Here is a 17,332-nt window from a genome sequence, read left to right as displayed (position 1 = left end):
ACCCCGGTGTGTGGAAACCTCCAGGGCAGGGCTTCTGGGAGGGGATGAAGAACGTGACTGACACGTTGATCGACCGGCTGCGGGGCGAGGTCGCCGGACCGGTGCTGACACCGGGTGACGAGGGGTACGACGAGGAGCTGTCCGGGTTCAACCTGGCGGTGACGCACACGCCGGACGTCGTGGTCGGGCTGATGTCCGAGGCCGACGCCGTCGCGGTGGTCCGCGCCGCGGCCGAGACCGGTACGCCGGTCCGGGTGCTGGCGACCGGCCACGGCATCCCGAACCCGATGCAGGACGGGATCGTGGTGACCACCAAGCGGATGACCGGCGTGAGCGTGGACGCCGAGGCACAGGTCGCGCACATCGCCGCGGGCACCCAGTGGGCCGAGGTGATCGCGGCGGCCGCGCCGTACGGGCTGGCACCGATCACGGGCGCGTCCGACGCGGTCGGCTGCATCGGGTACACGCTCGGCGGCGGCCTCGGCCCGCTCGCCCGGACGTACGGTTTCTCGTCCGACTGGGCGCGTGAGTTCCGGGTCGTGACGGCGGCCGGCGAAGTGGTGACCGCGAGCGAGACCGAGCACCCGGATCTGTTCTGGGCGTTGCGCGGCGGCAAGGGCGGCTTCGGCATCGTCACCGCGATGGACTTCGGGCTCGTCGAGCTGCGCACCCTGTACGGCGGTTCGGTGTTCTTCGACGCGGAACACATCGCGTCCGCGCTGACCACCTGGGCCGAGTGGACGAACGCGCTGCCGGAGAGCGCGAACTCGTCGGTCGTGATCCTGCGGCTGCCGCCGCTCGAGTTCATCCCCGAACCGCTGCGCGGCAAGACGGTGCTGAGCGTGCGTTTCGCGTACATCGGTGACGCGGCCGACGGCAAGCGGCTCTTCCAGCCGATCCGCGACGCCGCTCCGGCGCTGATCGACGCCGTCGGCGAGATGCCGGCGAGCGACATCGCGCTGATCCACAACGACCCGAAGGACCCGACGCCGTCGTGGGACCGCGGGCTGATGCTGGACGAACTGGATGCCGAGTTCGTCGCCGCGTTCCTGGACGTGGCCGGCCCGGAGCAGCAGATCCCGTTGATCGCGGTCGAGCTCCGGCACCTCGGCGGCGCGACGGAGCGCGACGTCCCCGAGGGCAGCGCGGTCGGCGGGCGCAGCGGGGCGTGCACGCTGACGATGATCGGCGTACCGGATCCGAGCCTGTTCGAAAAGGTGCTTCCGGCAACGGTCGACGGGATTCTCGGGCGGCTCGAGCCGTGGGTGGGCGAGGAGACCACGGTGAACTTCTCCGGCGGTTTCGACCTGCCGGGGTCGTACGAGAGGTCGTGGCCGGCGGACACGTTCGCGCGGCTGGCCGACGTACGGTCGACCTACGACCCGGACACGCTGTTCCCGTTCGGGCCCCGCCAGGAGAACTCCGGTTCGTAACCGAGCAGGCGGCGCGCCTTCTCGATCGACAGCAACGTCTCGTTCGGGCCGAACGGGCGCTTCACGGGTACGCCGGGGAACACCTCGGCGAGAAGCTCCTCGTTCGGCCGGGACATCACCGTGTCGGCGTTCGCGACGATGAACACGTCCGTCCCGGTCACGCCGTACTCGAGCGCCTTGCGGACGGCCTGTGCGCCGTCGCGGGCGTCGATGTAGCCCCAGAGGTTCCACTTGCGGGCGTGGGCGTCCGCGTCGAACGCCGGGAACCGTGTGTAGTCCTCGGGGTACATCACGTTGGAGAAGCGGAGCCCGATCAGCTTCAGGTCCGGATGCCACCGGCACAGCTGACGGGCCAGCTCCTCCTCGAGCGTCTTGACCAGCGAATACGTGCTGTTCGGCCGCGGCGGATAGTCCTCGTCGACCGGGACGTACGGCGGGAACTCGTCGAACGGCAGACCCAGCACGGTCTCGCTCGACGCCCACACGATGTTCCGGACGCCGGCCCGCAGCGCCGCCGAGAACACGTTGTACGTCACGGTCATGTTGTTGTGGAACGTCGCCGCGTTCGGCCGCAGGCCCGGCGCCGGGATCGCGGCGAGATGCACGACCGCGTCGACGCCGTCGTGCCGGTCGTCGATCCCGGCGATCGCCTCGTAGGTCTGGCCGAAATCGGACAGGTCCACGCGCGTCGACGTCACATCTGCCCGTGCCGGTACGGCCTGGTCGAGTGCGACCACGTCCCAACCGCGGTCCGCCAGGTGATCCACGACGGCCCTGCCGAGCTTGCCACTGCTTCCGGTAACCGCTACCCGTGCCACGTAGCAATCCTCGCAGGCCTAGGCTTGGGCCGTGAGACTTGCTCAACGGATGGACCGACTGGGAACCGAGTCGGCGTTCGAGGTGCTCGCCAAGGCGAAGGCCCTCGAGGCCCGGGGTCGCGAGATCGTGCACCTCGAGATCGGCGAACCGGACTTCGACACGCCGTCGCACGTGATCGCCGCCGCGCAGCAGGCCCTGGACAAGGGGTTCACGCACTACGTGCCGGCGCCCGGCATTCCCGAGCTGCGGACCGCGGTCGCGGACTTCCTCGACCGCACCGGCCGGCTGCGCACGACCCCCGACCGGGTGCTGATCACACCCGGCGCGAAGCCGATCATGTTCTTCACGATCCTGGCGCTCTGCGAGGAGGGCGACGAGGTCCTCTACCCGGACCCCGGGTTCCCGATGTACGCGTCGATCGCGTCCTTCGCCGGCGCGAAGCCGGTGCCGGTGCCGCTGCGCGAAGAGAACGGCTTCGTCATCGACCCCAAGGAACTGCGGTCGCTGGTGACGGACCGGACCAAGCTGCTGATCCTCAACTCCCCGCACAACCCGTGCGGCAGCGCGTCGACCCCCGAACAGCTGCAGGCGATCGCCGAGATCGCGATCGAACACGACCTCGTCGTCCTGAGCGACGAGGTCTACTGGGCGCTGCGGTACGACGGACAGCACCACAGCGTGCTCGACGTCGACGGCATGGCGTCGCGGACCGTCCTCCTCGACGGCTGGTCCAAGACGTTCGCGATGACGGGCTGGCGACTCGGCTTCGGCGTGTTCCCGGAGCCGCTGGTGGAGCCGGTGACGCGGCTGATGATCAACTCGGTGTCGTGTACGTCGGCGTTCAGCCAGCACGCCGCGATCGCCGCCCTCGAAGGACCGTGGGACGACGTCGACCGGATGCTCGAGGCGTTCCGCGAACGGCGCGAGGTGATCGTCTCCGGGCTGAACGCCGTACCGGGTGTGTCGTGTGTGGAACCGGGTGGAGCGTTCTACGCGTTCCCGAACATCAGCGAGCTCGGCGTGTCGGCAGCGACCCTGTCGGACAGGCTGCTCGACGAGGCCGGGGTCGCGTGCCTCCCCGGTACGTCGTTCGGCATCTACGGCGAGAACCACCTCCGCTTCTCCTACGCGAACTCGGTCGAGAACATCCGCCACGCCTTGGACGCGTTCACGGAACTCGTGGAGCGGTCGTGAGCGACCAGCACGGGCACACCCATCGGCTCGACCTCGACGACGCCTCGGTCCGCGAATGGGACGCGACGGTCGTCGGCGTGGATCCGGAGCGCGGGATCGTGCTCGACCGGTCCGCGTTCTACCCGGGCGGCGGCGGGCAGCCGCCGGATCAGGGTGTGCTGCTGTGGGGCGGCGTACGGACGCGGATCATTGGGACGACCAAGGGTGACGACCTGTACCTGGTGCCGCACGAGGACGACCCGGTGCCGGCGGTTGGGACTGCGGTGCGCGGGGCGCTCGACGACGAGCGGCGTACTCAGCTGATGCGGACGCACTCCGGGCTGCATGTGCTGACCGGGGTGGTGTTCCGCGACTTCGGCGCGCTCGTCACGGGCGGGAACATGGAACCGCTGTCGGCGCGGATGGACTTCGATCTGGCCGACGTACCGCCGGACTTCAAGGACCGGGTCGCCGAAGCGGTCAATGCGGAGATCCGCACCGACCGCCGGATCACCGTCAGTAACCTCCCGCGCGAGGAGGCGTTCGCAATCCCGGACATCATCCGGACGGCGACCAATCTGCTCCCGCCCGATATCGAGATCGTCCGGATCGTCGACATCGCCGGGCTCGACACCCAGGCCGACGGCGGCACGCACGTCGCTTCGACCGCCCTGATCGGCCGCATGGAGGTCGTCAAGATGGAGAGCAAGGGCAGAGGCTTCCGCCGCCTCCGGGTCCGGATCACCTGACGCCTGACGATTACCGGCGCGGCTTCTTCTTCAGCTCGGCCTCTTGCCGGCGGACCTCCGCCTGGGTCGCGCGTTCGTGCTCGAGCCAGTCCGGGTTCTCGTCGCGGATGGCCTCGATGTCGTCCGTGGTCAGCGCCTCGGTGATCCCGGCGCGAGCCAGGCCACCGATCGAGACACCGAGCCTGGCCGCCACCACCGAGCGCGGGTGCGGCCCGGTACGCCGGAGCTCCCGCAACCACTCGGGCGGGTCCGCCTGCAGCGCGTTGAGCTCGTCCCGCGACACAACACCCTCCTGGAACTCCGCAGGCGTGGCCGGGAGGTACACATCCAGCTTCTTCGCCGCAGTCGCTGGCTTCATCGTCTGGGATGTCTTGCGCGCCGTCATGGCAGCAGCGTAACGCCCGGTAACCTCAGAGCCGTGACCGGATTCCGGCTGGGCTACGTCCCCGGCGTGACACCCGCCAAATGGGTTCGGATCTGGACGGAGCGACTCCCCCGCGTCCCGCTCGAACTCATCCAGGTCTCCGCCGTCGAGGCGCCTGATCTGGTACGCCGGGGCGACGCCGACTCGGTCCTCCTGCGGCTCCCGATCGACCGCACCGGACTGCACGCGATCCCGCTGTACGTCGAGCAGACGGTCGTCGTGGTGCCCAAGGATCACCTGATCACCGCGGCCGAAGAGGTCACCGTCGACGACCTCGCCGACGAGCTGATGCTGCATCCGCAGGACGACGTACTCGACTGGGACCGTCCACCCGGCCGGCTGATCGACGAGCGCCCGGCCCGGACCGGCGACGCGATCGAGCTGGTTGCCATGGGGACCGGGCTCCTGGTGGTGCCGCAGTCGCTGGCCCGGCTGCACCACCGGAAGGACCTGACCTACCGACCGCTGACCGGCGTACCGGAGTCGCAGGTCGCGCTGAGCTGGCCGGAGGCCGAGACCAGCGAACTGGTCGAGCACTTCATCGGCATCGTCCGCGGCCGGACCAACAACAGCACCCGCGGTCCTGCGACTCCCAAACAGCCGAAGAAGAAGCCCGCGGCCCAGCCTTCCAAGCAGCCTGCCCGGCCGAGGAAACCTCGCCGCCGGCGCTAGCCACTGGAAATAAGTTGAGGCTTCAACTAACATCGCTGGTATGGCGATCTTCCGGTTGAACCACGCGGTCCTGTACGTGCGCGACGTCGCGGCGAGCGTCGCGTTCTACCGAGACGTCCTCGGCTTCGGGTACACCGAGACCGGCGACGCCATCCCCGGCGCGGCGTTCCTCCGGGCGCCCGGATCGAGCAACGACCACGACCTGGGCCTGTTCCAGCTCGGGTCGCAGGCCGGACCGTCGGGCGCCGGGCGGGCGACGGTCGGGCTCTACCACCTGGCCTGGGAGGTGGACACCCTCGGCGATCTCGAGGACCTGTCCGGCACGCTGAGCGAGCACGGCGCCCTGGTCGGCGCGTCCGACCACGGGACCACGAAGTCGCTCTACGGCAAGGACCCCGACGGCCTCGAGTTCGAGATCGTCTGGATCATCCCGGCCGACCTCCTCACCGACGAGGACCGCAACAAGACCGGCATCTCCCGGCTGAACCTCCCCGCCGAAATCACGAAGTACGGCCGCGAAGCCCGCAGCGGAGTAGGCATCTCCCGCGTCGGCTGATTGCGTGCGCTAACGACAGGAGGTGGCCGGCGATCCGGGGCAGTTCGCGGCTGGCTCACGCGCGCCGCAGCGTGTGCGTGTAGGACTACGTCCTGTCGTTACGGCACGACGATGCCGTCGGCGATTCGCAGGGCGCCTGCTAGGACGGTGAGGACTGGATTGACGCCGCCGTTGGTGACGTGGACGGAGGCGTCGGTGATCCAGAGGTTGTCGTGGCCCCATACCCGGCCGCGTGGATCGGTGACCGATCGGGCCGGGTCGTTGCCCATCCGGCAGGTCCCCGCCTGATGCTGCCCAGTACTGGCGGACCCGACGGTGCCGACCTCGCCGACGGACGTCCGGATCGCGCCCGCTTCCTCGAGCCAGGCCTTGGCCTTCGCACTCATGAAGCGATGCGCGCGGACGTCTTCGGGATGGATCGACCCGCTCGTCACCACCACCGGATTGCCGAACCGGTCGACGACGGACGGATCGACGCGGACACGTGATTCCGCCGACGTGACCTCCTGGATCGGGCCGACCACCCGGAGCATCCGCCGTACCTCACGCCGCATCGCCTGCACGCTCTCCGCACCGGCGGGCGGGATCAGCCCGGCGCCGGTCAGATAGTCGTACGCCGACGCGGGCGTCGGCACGAATTCGTTGGCGAGCATGCCGCCGCCGACGATCCCGTCGTTCCCGTGCCGGAAGTCGCAGGTCGCGATCGAGACACCGGGCCCGACGAGATCGACCACCTCGTCCTCGAACAGCCCGACCGCTCCGGCGTACACATGCGCCTGCAGATACCGGCCGACCTGATCCTGGTTGTTGCCTATCCCGTTCGGCTCGCCGTCGTGCGCGCTGTTCAGGAGCAGCCGCGGCGTCTCCGAAGCGCCCGCCGCGACCACCACCTCCTCGCACGAAACAGTCCGTCGCCAAATCCCGCCGTACCCGTCGCTCGCGACCAGCGCGACGCCGACGACCCGGCCGGTCGCATCGGTGACGAGTCGCTCGACCGTCGTCTCGGTGACCAGCGTGCAGTTCCCGGTCGCGAGCGCTGCAGGCAGCGCCGTGTTGTGCGTTCCGGCCTTCGCTTCCACCGGGCAGGCGAACCCGACGCACTGGCCGCACCGCACACACCCGGAGCGCCCTTGGTAGTCGACCGAGTTGATCAGCAGCGGTACGTCGAGAGTCCCCCAGCCGAGACGCTCGGCGGCTCCCGCTAACAGGTCAGCTGGCCCGGTGCGTGGCAGCGGCGGCATCGGCAGCGGGATCGACCGCGGCCCATGCCACGGGTCCACTCCACCACCACTCACCCCGAACCGTTGCTCCGCCAACGAGTAGTAAGGCTCCAGCTCGTCGTACGAGATCGGCCAGTCGGCGAGTGCACTTCCCTCTGGTACGCCGTACGTCGTGGCCATCCGGAAGTCCTGCGGCACGAACCGCCACGCCTGCGCGCCGTACACCCGCGTGCCGCCGCCGACCGTGAACGCGTTGTTCCCCCACCCACCGTCGGGAGGCAGCACCTCGCTTCGCACACCGTCCACCACCGACACCCGCGGCCGCCCCGCCGGATCCGGATCCGTCACCGCCGGCAGACCCGCCACCGACCGCGGATTCCGCAGATGGTCGCGCGCCAGCGACTCCGTCGACGGGTAGCTGCCCAGCTCGACGACCAGCACCGACCGTCCCGACTCCGCCAGCACCTGAGCCGCCGCACCCCCACCGGCACCCGAGCCGACCACCACACAGTCGTACCGCTCCCCCAGCCCGTCCCAAGGCGTCACCCGCAACTCGGTCTGCACCGGCGCAAACTCACCACTCCACCACCCGACCGTCTTCCAGGTCGCCGGCTCCGCGTAGAACCCCTGCGCAATCAGCCGCACCAACCAGGCCCGGTCCACATCCGCCTCGTCCGCCAGCGCACGCCCGACCCGCCCGACCCAGTCCGGCCGATCCTCCGTCAGCACCCGCTCGACGAACTCCGCCGCCGCCCATCCCTCCCCCGGCAGCACGAACTCCGCCAACCGCTCCAGCTCACTCCGTTGCTCCTCAGACAAGCGCACGCTCAAAATCCTTTCATGCACCACCACCGCCCGCAGCTTTGTACTTGCCGGTCCATTTTTCGCGAGGAACGCTGTGGGTATGGCACTTGACGACTACTACCTGCTCGGGCGGTCGGGGCTGCGTGTCAGCCGGCTCGCACTGGGCACCATGAACTTCGGGCAAGCCGGCTTCCACGCGCCGTACGGCAAGACCGAGGACGAGGCGCGGGCGATCTTCCGGGCCTATATCGAGGCCGGCGGCAACTTCATCGACACCGCCGACTTCTACACCGCGGGTGAGAGCGAACGGATCCTCGGCCGGCTGATCGCCGAGGCAGGCGTCCGGGAGCGGATGGTGCTCACCACGAAGGCGACCAACAGTGTCGACTCCGGCGACCCGAACGCGGGCGGCAACAGCCGCAAGCACCTGATCCGCGCGCTGGACGAGTCCCTGCGCCGACTCGGCACGGACTACGTCGACCTGTTCCTGCTGCACACGTGGGACCGCATCACCCCTGTCGACGAAGTACTGCGAACCCTCGACGACCTTGCCCGCGCCGGCAAGATCAGGTACGCCGGGTTGTCCGACGTACCCGCCTGGTACGCCGCTCGCGCGCAGACTCTCGCCGACGCACATTCGCTGACGCCGATGGTCAGCCTGCAACTGCCGTACTCGCTGGTCGAGCGGACGATCGAGACCGAGCACGTACCGGTCGCACAGCAACTCGGACTGGGTGTCACCGCGTGGAGCCCGCTCGGCGGCGGCTTCCTGACCGGGAAGTACGAGCGCGACGACGCCAAGCAGATGGCCGGCGAGGGCCGGCTCACCGGCGACGGCGCGGCTGGGCAAACCTGGTCGGACCGGCAGTGGGATCTGCTGACGACGGTGCGCGACGTGGCCGACAAGCTCGGTGTGACGATGGCGCAGGTCGCGGTCAACTGGGCCGCCACGCAACCAGGAGTCGCATCCGCGATCGTCGGCGCGAGCCGCCCCGAGCAGTTGGAGTCCAGCATCGCGGCCCTCGGGTTCGAGTTGCCGGCCGAGTTGCGCGCGGCCCTCGACGACGCGAGCGCCGTACCGCCGTCGTCGGTCTACCGGATGTTCACGCCGGAGTATCAGAACTGGATCATCAGCCCTGGTGCGAAGGTCGCCGACAAGCCGGCCGGCTACCGGCCGCCGGTCGTCAACTGGCGTTAGTCCGCAGGTAGTCCAGGCACAGGTCGAGCGCGTACTCCAGATGCGTCGACGTTCCCGAGGACATGAGGATCGCGACGCCGCCCTGGATCGCGGCGATCAGGGCGGCCGAGGCGCGGGCGGGATCCACAGCGGCACGGATCTCGCCCGCCGCCTTCATCTCTTCGATGCCGAGTTCGAGCCGATGCTGCCACTGCGCGAGCAACTGAGCGGTCACCGCTTGCGCGGCCGGGGTGTGCCGGCCGATCTCGGTGATCAGTACGCCGAGTGGGCAGTTCACGCCCTGCCGCCGGTACTTCTCGACGACGGCGTCACGCCAGTCGTGCCACGCGTCCCAGCTGGTCAGCTGCCCGAGGTGCGGCTCCTGGTCCTCGAGCACCTGCTCGGCCTCGCGCTCGGCGACCGCGAGCAGCAACTGTTCCTTGCCGTCGGGGAAGTAGTGGAAGAGCTGACTCTTGCCGGTCCGGCTGCGCCGGCCGATGTCGTCCAGCTTCACCGAACTGATCCCGCGCTCGCGAATCTCGGCCGCGGCCGCCGCCACGATCCGGTCCCGCGTCGCCGCACCCTTCGCCGTCAGCACGCCCTCAAATGTACCAGCAGGTTCAGCTACGGGACTCGTTCAGTCCGCCCTCGCCGTCGTCGACGGTCACCTGGCGGGCCTGCGGAACCAGACCACGGCTGCGGCGACCGCCAGGTAGGCCAGCGGGATCGCCGGCGACGCCCCGAACAGGAAGAGGTTGGTGGCGCTGGCGCCGACCATCAGCCCGACGAGACCGAGCGCGGCCAGCCGGCACAGTCGCGGGATCAGCAGACCGATCGCCCCGGCGAGTTCGAGCGTTCCGACCACGTACCGCAGCCACTGCCCGGCACCGATCTCGGCGAACATGTCGACCATCAGCGGGTCGCCTGTCAGTTTCGGCACGGCCGCCATCACGAACAGCGCGGCCAGTACCGCCTGCACCACCCACAGCGCCACGGTCCGCGGACGGACGGTCCGGCGGGTCGTCACCGTCGTACTCATGAGCTTCTCCTTCGTCGTCGTGTTTCCGGTACGACGAAGATCCCGCCGGCGGCCCGCAGCGGGCATCCGTGGCGACTACGGATCCACTACGGAGCGAGGTAGGTGGCGATCGTCCGGGCGCAGTCGACGGATTCGGCGTGCGAGCTGTCCACCTCGACGTCGTACGTGACGCCCTCGTGGACGACGTACGCCTGCTGCTCGGCCATGCCGCGGGCGCGGTTGCCGCGCGCGAGTTCGCGGCCCGCGGCGATCTCCGGAGCGCAGTGGACGCCGACGAAGACTGTTTCGACGTCGCCGATCGCGCTCCGCCAGCGCTGCTGTGAGTCGGCGCCGCCGAGGAACACGTCGTCGACGATCACCCGGCCACCGGCCCGGCACATCGCCACGATCCCGGCGGTCCAGGCCGCGTCCAGCTCCCGGAACGCGGGCCCGACCGACACCTCGCCGGCCGGCCCGATCTCAATGCCACCATCCATCACGGCGGGCAGGGCGTCCACGAAGTCGTCCACGCTGAACCCCAGCCAGGGCTCCGGCAGCACCGCCTGCAGACACCGCACGATCCCGGTCTTCCCGGAACTGGACCCACCGTTGATGATGATCAGTCGAGCCGTCACGCCCGCAAGGCTAGAGGTTCATCGACCGCACGTTCGACAGATTTCCGCCGCGCCAGCCCGAGGAACGGCACCGCCAGCGCCTGGATCGCCGCCGACACCAGGTACGCCGGGCCGTAACCCCAGACGTCCGCGGAGCGACCGAGCGTCGGCTGGATCACGACCCCACCGGCCGAGCCGAGCAGACTGTCGAACGACAGCACCGTCGCCCGCTGCGCCGACGGGATGTGACTGTTCAGGTACGCCTGCCGCACCGGCGACATCGCGGCGAACAAGGTGCCCCACACCATCAGCAGCACCAGCGCCACCCCGAACGACGTCACCACTCCCATCACCGCGATCACTATCCCGGACGCGACGATCGCTCCGATCAGGATCCCGATCCGGTCGTGGATCAGACGCGAGACGTACGACGCGGACGCACCGCCGGCGATCTGCGCACCGGCGACGATCCCGGCCGACAGACCGGCGATCGCATACGAGCCGGAGTGCCCGTACAGCTGCAGCAGGTACGGCTGCGCGGCGTAGAAGCCGTAGACACTCACCCCAGCCGTGAACGGTCCGGCCAGCATCACCCAGCGGACCCGCCGGTTGAGCAGCCCGTGCCGGACCGACGCCCGGACGATCCCGGCCATCTCGACCCGCACCGACGTCCGCGGCGCCGGGGTGAAGCCGATGTCCCGCATCGACCGCCACGCGACCACGAACGTGGCCATCAGCAACAACGCGCGAACGACGTACGGCATCCCCAGGTTCGTCAGCTGCGCCAGCACTCCACCGCCGATCGTGCCGCCCAGCATCGCGATCCCGCTCGCCACCTGTCCCTTCGCGAACGCCGCGTCCAGCGACCCGACGTACCCGGTCGCCTGCAGCCCGTCGACCAGCCAGGCCTCGGTCGCGCCGCTGAAGAACGTGAACCCGAGACCGAGCAGCATCGACACCACCGCCCAGAGCACGAACGGCGCGTGCGTCTGCCACAGCGCCAGGTAGAGCAGCGTGGTCCCGATCAGGGTGGCCGTGCCGAGGAGGTACGACGTACGCCGCCCGACCGTGTCCGCGACAACACCGGTCGGCACCTCGAACAGCACCATGCCGGCGGTGAAGAACGCGTTCGCGGCGAACGTCTTGCCGATGCTCAGTCCGGCGTCGAGCAGGAACAACGTGTTGATGCCCCAGATCATCGACGACGCACCCGTCGACACCACGACCAGCGTGAGGTAGGTCCGCAGTACTCGTTCGGCTGTCATACCGGGTACGTCGGAGTCGCGGCGGAATGCTCGACATGCACAGCCCTAGCTCCCCGGGCGGGTATCGTCCGGGGACGTGACGGATCAGCAGGCGGAAACGGCGGACGCTGCGCAGGCACCCGCGCCGACCGCCCACAACACGGCCAAGCTCGCGGTGATCGTCGGCGCACTCGGTGTGGTCTTCGGCGATATCGGGACCAGCCCGCTCTACACGCTGCAGACGGTCTTCAACCCCGCGGACCCGCACCCGGTGCCGGTCAGCAACCACAACGTGTACGGCGTGGTGTCGCTGATCTTCTGGTCGGTGATGATCATCGTCACCGTCACGTACATCCTGCTCGCGATGCGCGCCGACAACGACGGCGAGGGCGGCGTCATGGCGCTCATCACGCTGCTGCGCCGCTGGCGTTCCACGCACCCGGGGCGCCGCCGGGCTGCGACCGTCCTGGCGGCCGTCGGCCTGTTCGGGGCGTCGCTGTTCTTCGGCGACGGCATGATCACCCCGGCGATCTCGGTGCTGTCCGCGGTCGAGGGACTCAAGGTCGTCCAGCCGTCGCTGGCCGAGTACGTCGTACCGATCACCGCGGTGATCATCATCGTGCTGTTCCTGGTCCAGCGCCGCGGGACCGAGTCGGTCGGCCGGGTCTTCGGGCCGGTGATGATCGCCTGGTTCACGATCATCGGCGCCTTGGGGATCGGCGGCATCGTCGAGCACCCGGCGATCCTCGAGGCGCTGTCCCCGACGTACGCGATCGGGTTCCTGGCCGGGCACTTCCACATCGCGTTCTTCGCGCTCGCGGCGATCGTGCTCGCGGTCACCGGCGCCGAGGCGCTGTACGCCGACATGGGCCACTTCGGCCGCCGCGCGATCAGTCGCGGGTGGGTGTTCCTGGTCTTCCCGGCCTGCACGCTCAGCTACCTCGGGCAGGGCGCGCTGATCCTCAAGGACAACAGCAACATCAGCAGTCCGTTCTTCCTGCTCGTCCCGGAATGGGGCCGGCTGCCGCTGGTGCTGCTGGCGACGGCGGCGACTGTGATCGCGTCCCAGGCGGTGATCACCGGCGCCTACTCGGTCGCGTCACAGGCCGCCCGGCTCGGGTACCTGCCGCGGCTCCGGGTGACGCACACCTCGGCGACGACGGTGGGCCAGATCTACGTCCCGTTCGTGAACTGGCTGTTGTTCGCCTCGGTCCTCACGCTGATCTTCGCGTTCCGCAGTTCGGCGGCCCTGGCGTACGCGTACGGCATGACGGTGACCGGCACGATCAGCATCACCACCTTGCTGTTCTTCTACGTCGCGCACTACCGCTGGAACGTCCCGAAGTGGGTGATCGCGCTCGGTGCGGTCCCGCTGCTCGCGGTCGACCTGCTGTTCATCGCCGCGAACCTGACCAAGCTCGTGCACGGCGCGTGGCTGCCGCTGCTGATCGCGCTCACCGCGTTCACCGTGATGTCCACCTGGCAGCGCGGCCGCGAGGTCGTGACGGCCGAGCGGGAGCGCGCCGAGGGTTCGCTGCAGGAGTTCATCGACCAGTTGCGCTCCGGCAAGATGCCGATCCGCACGGTCCCGGGGACGGCGATCTTCCTGAACCGCGGCGGCGTCAGCGCTCCGCTCGCTCTGCGGGCGAACGTCGAGCACAACCAGGTCCGGCACGAGCACGTGGTGATCGTGGCGATCGACACGGAGCCGGTGCCGCGGATCGCCGAGGACGAGCGGGTCACGGTCAACGAACTCGGGTACGGCGACGACGGGATCACGCACGTCACGATCAAGTTCGGGTACACGGAGTCCCCCGACGTACCGGCTGCCCTGGCGCAGCTGGAGCCGGACGAGTCCGAAGGTCCGCTCGATCTCGACAAGGCGTCGTACTTCCTGTCCAAGATCGAGCTCCGCCGGGGCAAGGCCGCCACGATGGCGGGCTGGCGCAAGCAGCTGTTCCTCGCCACCTCGCACATCACCGCCGACGCCGCCGAACACTTCGGTCTCCCCCGCGACCGCACGGTCATCATCGGCTCGCACATCGAGTTGTAGACCCATGGAGGATTAGCCGCATGGAGCAGACGTACGACGAGAGCCCGCCGGTGCCCGCACTGGCCGGTCTCGTCCGTACGGTCTGGATCCAGCGCACCGGATCGCAGCCCTACCCGCAACGTGATCTGCCGACGGGTGGGGTCGAGCTGCACTGCCCGATCGGCGGCGTACCGCGGCTGATCGGGCCACTGACCCGGGCGCATCTGCAGGTGATTCCGCCGCGGACGACGATCGTCGGCGTGCGGTTCATGCCGGGTGCGGGGACGCCGATGCTCGGCGTACCGGCGGACGAACTGGTCGATTGTGCCGTGGAGCTGTGGGGTCCTGCGGCGGACGCTCTCGGGTCGGCGGTGGCCGATGCGGCTGATCCGCAGGCGGCGTTGCTCGCGGTGCAGCGGTACCTGGCCGGACGGCCGCTTCGGCCGGATCCGGTGGTGGCGGAGATGGTACGGCTGTTGATGCCGTGGGAGCCGACCGGGATTGCTCCTCTGGCGGACAAGTTGGCGTTGTCGGAGAGCCAATTGCGGCGGCGGTGCCTGACGGCGACGGGGGTCGGGCCGAAGGCGTTGCAGCGGACGCTGCGGTTCCAGGGGTACCTGGCGTTGGCGCAGGCCGGGTTCGGGAGCGGGCTGTCGGATCTCGCGGCCGAGACCGGGTACGCCGACCACGCGCATCTGACCCGGGAGTGTGTGCGGCTGACCGGCGTGACCCCGCGCGAACTGCTCGGCGACAAGGCCGATCGCTGCGACTGCGGCCACGACCACTCGGCGTCGTACCGGCCGTTCCTCGCCGAGTGGTACGCCCGTTTCGTTCAAGCGCAGACCGGCCGCCGCGTCCTAACGTCAGCCCATGGACCTGATCGGGCCTGACCACACGCTGTACGACGTATTGCGGAAGCCCGCGCTGCCGCAGTACGACGATATCCGACCCGCGGCGATCGCACGGTGCTCCTCAACTTCCGACGTGATCGAGGCGCTCTCCTATGCGCGCTCCACCAACCTCCCCGTAACCCCCCGCGGCGGGGGCCACTGCTTCGCCGCCCGCTCCTCCACCACCGGCCTCATGCTCGACCTCTCGGCACTCTCGACGATCACAGTCGAGCCCACCGAGGCGCTGGCGACGATCGGGGCGGGGGCTCGGCTGGCTTCCGTCTACCGGGGATTGCACGAGTATGGGCTGACGATTCCGGCGGGGTGTGGGCCGACGGTTGGGATCGTGGGGTTGACGTTGGGCGGCGGGCTAGGGTTGCTCGGGCGGCGATACGGGCTGACCTGCGATCGCCTCGTCGCCGCGACCGTCGTACTTGCGGACGGCAACGTCGTCACTTGTGACGCGGAGCGAGACGCCGACCTGTTCTGGGCGCTGCGCGGCGCGGGCGGCGGTCAGTTCGGCGTAGTCACGTCTCTCGTCTTCACCGCCGTACCGTCACCAGCTGCGACCCGCTTCAAGCTCACCTGGCCGCGTCGTCACGCCGCGGAAGTGATCGCCGCCTGGCAGTCCTGGGCTCCCGACGCACCGGACGACCTCACCGCCAGCCTGACCGTGAACGCCGACCAAGTGCAGGTCTTCGGCGCCACCCTCACCACCTTCGACCCCGGCCCCCTCGCCACCCTCGCCCCCGAGATCGACCTCCGCTCCGACCTGTCCTGGCCCGCGCTCAAGGCCAGCCTCTCGGAAGTCGATCCGGACAACCGCATCATCCACAGCAAGTCCGAGTTCTTCCGTAACCCGCTGCCGCCGGATGCCATCGCCCAACTCCTCAACGCCGGCTGCGAACTCAACTTCACCCCCATGGGCGGCGCCTACAACCGCATCCCCGTCGACGCGACAGCCTTCGCGCACCGCAGTGAGCGCTTTCTCCTGGAGCACGCCGGCTCCGACCGGAACGCCGTACGTCGCTCCTGGTCCATCGCCCACGCATACGCCTCCGGGGCCGTCTATCCCAACTTCCCCGACCCGGATCTGATCGACTGGCCCACCGCCTACCACGGCTCGAACTACCCCCGTCTCCGCGACCTCAAGGCCAAGTACGACCCCGCCAACGTGTTTCATTTCCCCCAATCCCTAGGAGGTCCGAGATGATCCGGCTCTACATGTCCATGTCGCTCGACGGTTTCGTGGTCGGCCCGGACGACAGTCCCGAGAACCCGATGGGACGCGGCGGGTTCCGCCTGTTCAACTGGCTCGACGACCGCCACTCCGACGGACCGAGCGGGCAGGTGGTCCGCGAGTCGCTCGCGACCGGCGCGCTGATCGCGGGCCGGCGTACCTATGAGCACGCCGGCCGCTGGAACGGCGACCACCACGACGGCGTACCGATGTTCATCCTCACCCACCACGTCGCCGAGGACGACGTACCGGCGGGGAGCGCTGTCTACGTTTCCGACGTCGCCGACTGCGCCGCCCAGGCGCTGGCCGCCGCCGGCGACCGGGACGTGATGGTCCACGGTGCCGGCGCGGCCCAGTCCCTGCTCCGCGCCGGTCTCCTCGACGAGCTCGAACTGCACGTCGTCAACGTCCTCCTCGGCCAGGGCCGCCGCCTCTTCGACAACCTCCCAGCCGAATACATCGAGCTCGAACAAGTCCGCCAGCTCCCCGCCCGCGACGTAACCCACCTCCGCTACCGCATCGTGAAATGAGTCTTGAACTTCCACCGCAGACCGCTTAGAGCCAGGGCGGGAGTGGTGTCGCGGGGTTCCCGTCCGCGAAGGACACCTCCGCGTAGGGGCGGCCGGCCAAGTAGGCGGCGATCTCGGGGAGGGGGCCGTGAACCTCGGGTACGTCGCCGCGTTCGGTGCGGATGTCTTCGCACAGGGCTTCGAGGAAGTCTGTGGGGAGGTCGGCGAAGGTGAGGCCGGTGCCGAAGTCGACCGCGTGGATCATCACCTCGCGGGAGCGCATCCAGGGGATCCTGGTCGCCGGCATCGGCTCACCCCGCGACGTGCGGACCTGTGCCTGCCACTGCGCGTCCGTGAGCGTCGCCATCGACGCGTTCAGTCCGGCCGTCGCCGCCTCGAACCACGCCCGCAGCTCATCGGCCGACTTCGACGTACCGGCTTCGATGTCCCCGTCCCGCGCCTCGCGCGACGGATACATCGGGCGCTCCTCACCGGTCCGGGCCCACTCCACCAGGTTCCCCAGCGCCTCGGCGTTCAGCGACAAATGGGCCGCGACATGCCGTCGCGACCAGCCCGGCAGCAACGACGGCGCCTCCAGGTCGCCCAGTGCTCCGCGGCACAGCGCCGTACCCTCGTCGATCCACTCCAGAACGCGCTCCATGAGTTTCTCCTATGTCAAGCCGCGGCTGCGAGGGTGGTTCTCGCGGTGGGTTGGTCGGTAGTGAGGTGGTTGAAGACGATGCGGGCGAGGCGGCGTT

At 69.3% G+C, this 17,332-nt stretch carries 18 protein-coding genes; 10 read left to right on the top strand and 8 right to left on the bottom strand.

The window, feature by feature from the left end; translation table 11 throughout:
* Positions 1-53: 53 nt before the first annotated feature.
* Positions 54-1,433: an FAD-binding oxidoreductase gene (locus EV649_RS20410; RefSeq protein ID WP_241998471.1), complete on the top strand. Its 1,380-nt coding sequence runs from the start codon at positions 54-56 to the stop codon at positions 1,431-1,433.
* Here EV649_RS20410 and EV649_RS20405 read toward each other — a convergent pair.
* Positions 1,376-2,251 (bottom strand): NAD(P)-dependent oxidoreductase, encoded by an 876-nt coding sequence (locus EV649_RS20405; protein WP_130385151.1) that lies wholly within the window; start codon positions 2,249-2,251, stop codon positions 1,376-1,378. The two genes, EV649_RS20410 and EV649_RS20405, sit on opposite strands and share 58 nt — an antisense overlap.
* 49 nt (positions 2,252-2,300) lie before the next feature.
* On the opposite strand from EV649_RS20405, the gene EV649_RS20400 reads away from it, so the two are divergent.
* Positions 2,301-3,446: a pyridoxal phosphate-dependent aminotransferase gene (locus tag EV649_RS20400; protein WP_198682603.1), complete on the top strand. Its 1,146-nt coding sequence runs from the start codon at positions 2,301-2,303 to the stop codon at positions 3,444-3,446.
* Positions 3,443-4,174: an alanyl-tRNA editing protein gene (locus tag EV649_RS20395; protein ID WP_130385149.1), complete on the top strand. Its 732-nt coding sequence runs from the start codon at positions 3,443-3,445 to the stop codon at positions 4,172-4,174. Before EV649_RS20400 ends, EV649_RS20395 begins: the two co-directional genes overlap by 4 nt.
* Before the next feature lie 10 nt (positions 4,175-4,184).
* Here the strand turns inward: EV649_RS20395 and EV649_RS20390 are convergent, their stop codons facing one another.
* Entirely contained in the window at positions 4,185-4,559 is a 375-nt protein-coding gene (locus tag EV649_RS20390) for a DUF5997 family protein (protein ID WP_130385148.1), read from the bottom strand.
* A gap of 33 nt (positions 4,560-4,592) precedes the next feature.
* On the opposite strand from EV649_RS20390, the gene EV649_RS20385 reads away from it, so the two are divergent.
* Complete coding sequence (locus EV649_RS20385; RefSeq protein WP_130385147.1) at positions 4,593-5,270, top strand: LysR family substrate-binding domain-containing protein; 678 nt, start codon at positions 4,593-4,595, stop codon at positions 5,268-5,270.
* Between the two features lie 40 nt (positions 5,271-5,310).
* Positions 5,311-5,826: a VOC family protein gene (locus EV649_RS20380; protein ID WP_130385146.1), complete on the top strand. Its 516-nt coding sequence runs from the start codon at positions 5,311-5,313 to the stop codon at positions 5,824-5,826.
* A 98-nt stretch (positions 5,827-5,924) separates the two neighbouring features.
* Here EV649_RS20380 and EV649_RS20375 read toward each other — a convergent pair whose 3' ends face one another.
* Positions 5,925-7,871 (bottom strand): GMC family oxidoreductase, encoded by a 1,947-nt coding sequence (locus EV649_RS20375; RefSeq protein ID WP_198682602.1) that lies wholly within the window; start codon positions 7,869-7,871, stop codon positions 5,925-5,927.
* Between the two features lie 79 nt (positions 7,872-7,950).
* Here EV649_RS20375 and EV649_RS20370 point away from each other — a divergent pair, with 79 nt between their 5' ends.
* Positions 7,951-9,048 carry an aldo/keto reductase gene (locus EV649_RS20370; RefSeq protein WP_130385144.1) on the top strand — a complete coding sequence of 366 codons (1,098 nt, stop codon included), beginning with the start codon at positions 7,951-7,953 and terminating at the stop codon, positions 9,046-9,048.
* Here the strand turns inward: EV649_RS20370 and EV649_RS20365 are convergent.
* The 4 genes from EV649_RS20365 to EV649_RS20350 all read right to left on the bottom strand — a co-directional run bounded on the left by EV649_RS20365 (position 9,035) and on the right by EV649_RS20350 (position 11,924).
* Positions 9,035-9,625, bottom strand: a complete 591-nt coding sequence (locus EV649_RS20365; protein ID WP_130385143.1) for a TetR/AcrR family transcriptional regulator — start codon at positions 9,623-9,625, stop codon at positions 9,035-9,037. The two genes, EV649_RS20370 and EV649_RS20365, sit on opposite strands and share 14 nt — an antisense overlap.
* Positions 9,626-9,691: 66 nt before the next feature.
* Positions 9,692-10,066, bottom strand: coding sequence for a DoxX family protein (locus EV649_RS20360; RefSeq protein ID WP_130385142.1), 375 nt, complete (start codon positions 10,064-10,066; stop codon positions 9,692-9,694).
* An 86-nt stretch (positions 10,067-10,152) separates the two neighbouring features.
* Positions 10,153-10,680, bottom strand: a complete 528-nt coding sequence (gene cpt, locus EV649_RS20355; protein WP_130385141.1) for a chloramphenicol phosphotransferase CPT — start codon at positions 10,678-10,680, stop codon at positions 10,153-10,155.
* Positions 10,677-11,924 (bottom strand): MFS transporter, encoded by a 1,248-nt coding sequence (locus EV649_RS20350; RefSeq protein WP_130385140.1) that lies wholly within the window; start codon positions 11,922-11,924, stop codon positions 10,677-10,679. The genes cpt and EV649_RS20350 overlap by 4 nt, the downstream gene beginning before the upstream one ends.
* Positions 11,925-12,000: 76 nt before the next feature.
* Here EV649_RS20350 and EV649_RS20345 point away from each other — a divergent pair, with 76 nt between their 5' ends.
* The 4 genes from EV649_RS20345 to EV649_RS20330 are packed head-to-tail and all read left to right on the top strand — an operon-like array spanning position 12,001 to position 16,595.
* On the top strand, positions 12,001-13,956 hold the full coding sequence (locus tag EV649_RS20345; protein ID WP_130385139.1) for a potassium transporter Kup: 1,956 nt from the start codon (positions 12,001-12,003) through the stop codon (positions 13,954-13,956).
* Positions 13,957-13,976: 20 nt separating this feature from the next.
* On the top strand, positions 13,977-14,825 hold the full coding sequence (locus EV649_RS20340; RefSeq protein ID WP_130385138.1) for a DUF6597 domain-containing transcriptional factor: 849 nt from the start codon (positions 13,977-13,979) through the stop codon (positions 14,823-14,825).
* On the top strand, positions 14,806-16,038 hold the full coding sequence (locus EV649_RS20335) for an FAD-binding oxidoreductase (RefSeq protein ID WP_130385137.1): 1,233 nt from the start codon (positions 14,806-14,808) through the stop codon (positions 16,036-16,038). The genes EV649_RS20340 and EV649_RS20335 overlap by 20 nt, the downstream gene beginning before the upstream one ends.
* On the top strand, positions 16,035-16,595 hold the full coding sequence (locus EV649_RS20330) for a dihydrofolate reductase family protein (protein WP_130385136.1): 561 nt from the start codon (positions 16,035-16,037) through the stop codon (positions 16,593-16,595). Before EV649_RS20335 ends, EV649_RS20330 begins: the two co-directional genes overlap by 4 nt.
* A gap of 25 nt (positions 16,596-16,620) precedes the next feature.
* On the opposite strand, the gene EV649_RS20325 is transcribed toward EV649_RS20330, so the two are convergent.
* Positions 16,621-17,235 (bottom strand): maleylpyruvate isomerase family mycothiol-dependent enzyme, encoded by a 615-nt coding sequence (locus EV649_RS20325; protein ID WP_130385135.1) that lies wholly within the window; start codon positions 17,233-17,235, stop codon positions 16,621-16,623.
* Positions 17,236-17,332: the final 97 nt, after the last annotated feature.

Origin of the sequence: Kribbella sp. VKM Ac-2569, assembly GCF_004216905.1 — a bacterium.
In the GTDB taxonomy this organism is placed as follows: Bacteria; Actinomycetota; Actinomycetes; order Propionibacteriales; family Kribbellaceae; genus Kribbella.
Note: the sequence above shows the minus strand (reverse complement) of the source record. Positions and strands in the feature narration are given on the sequence as shown.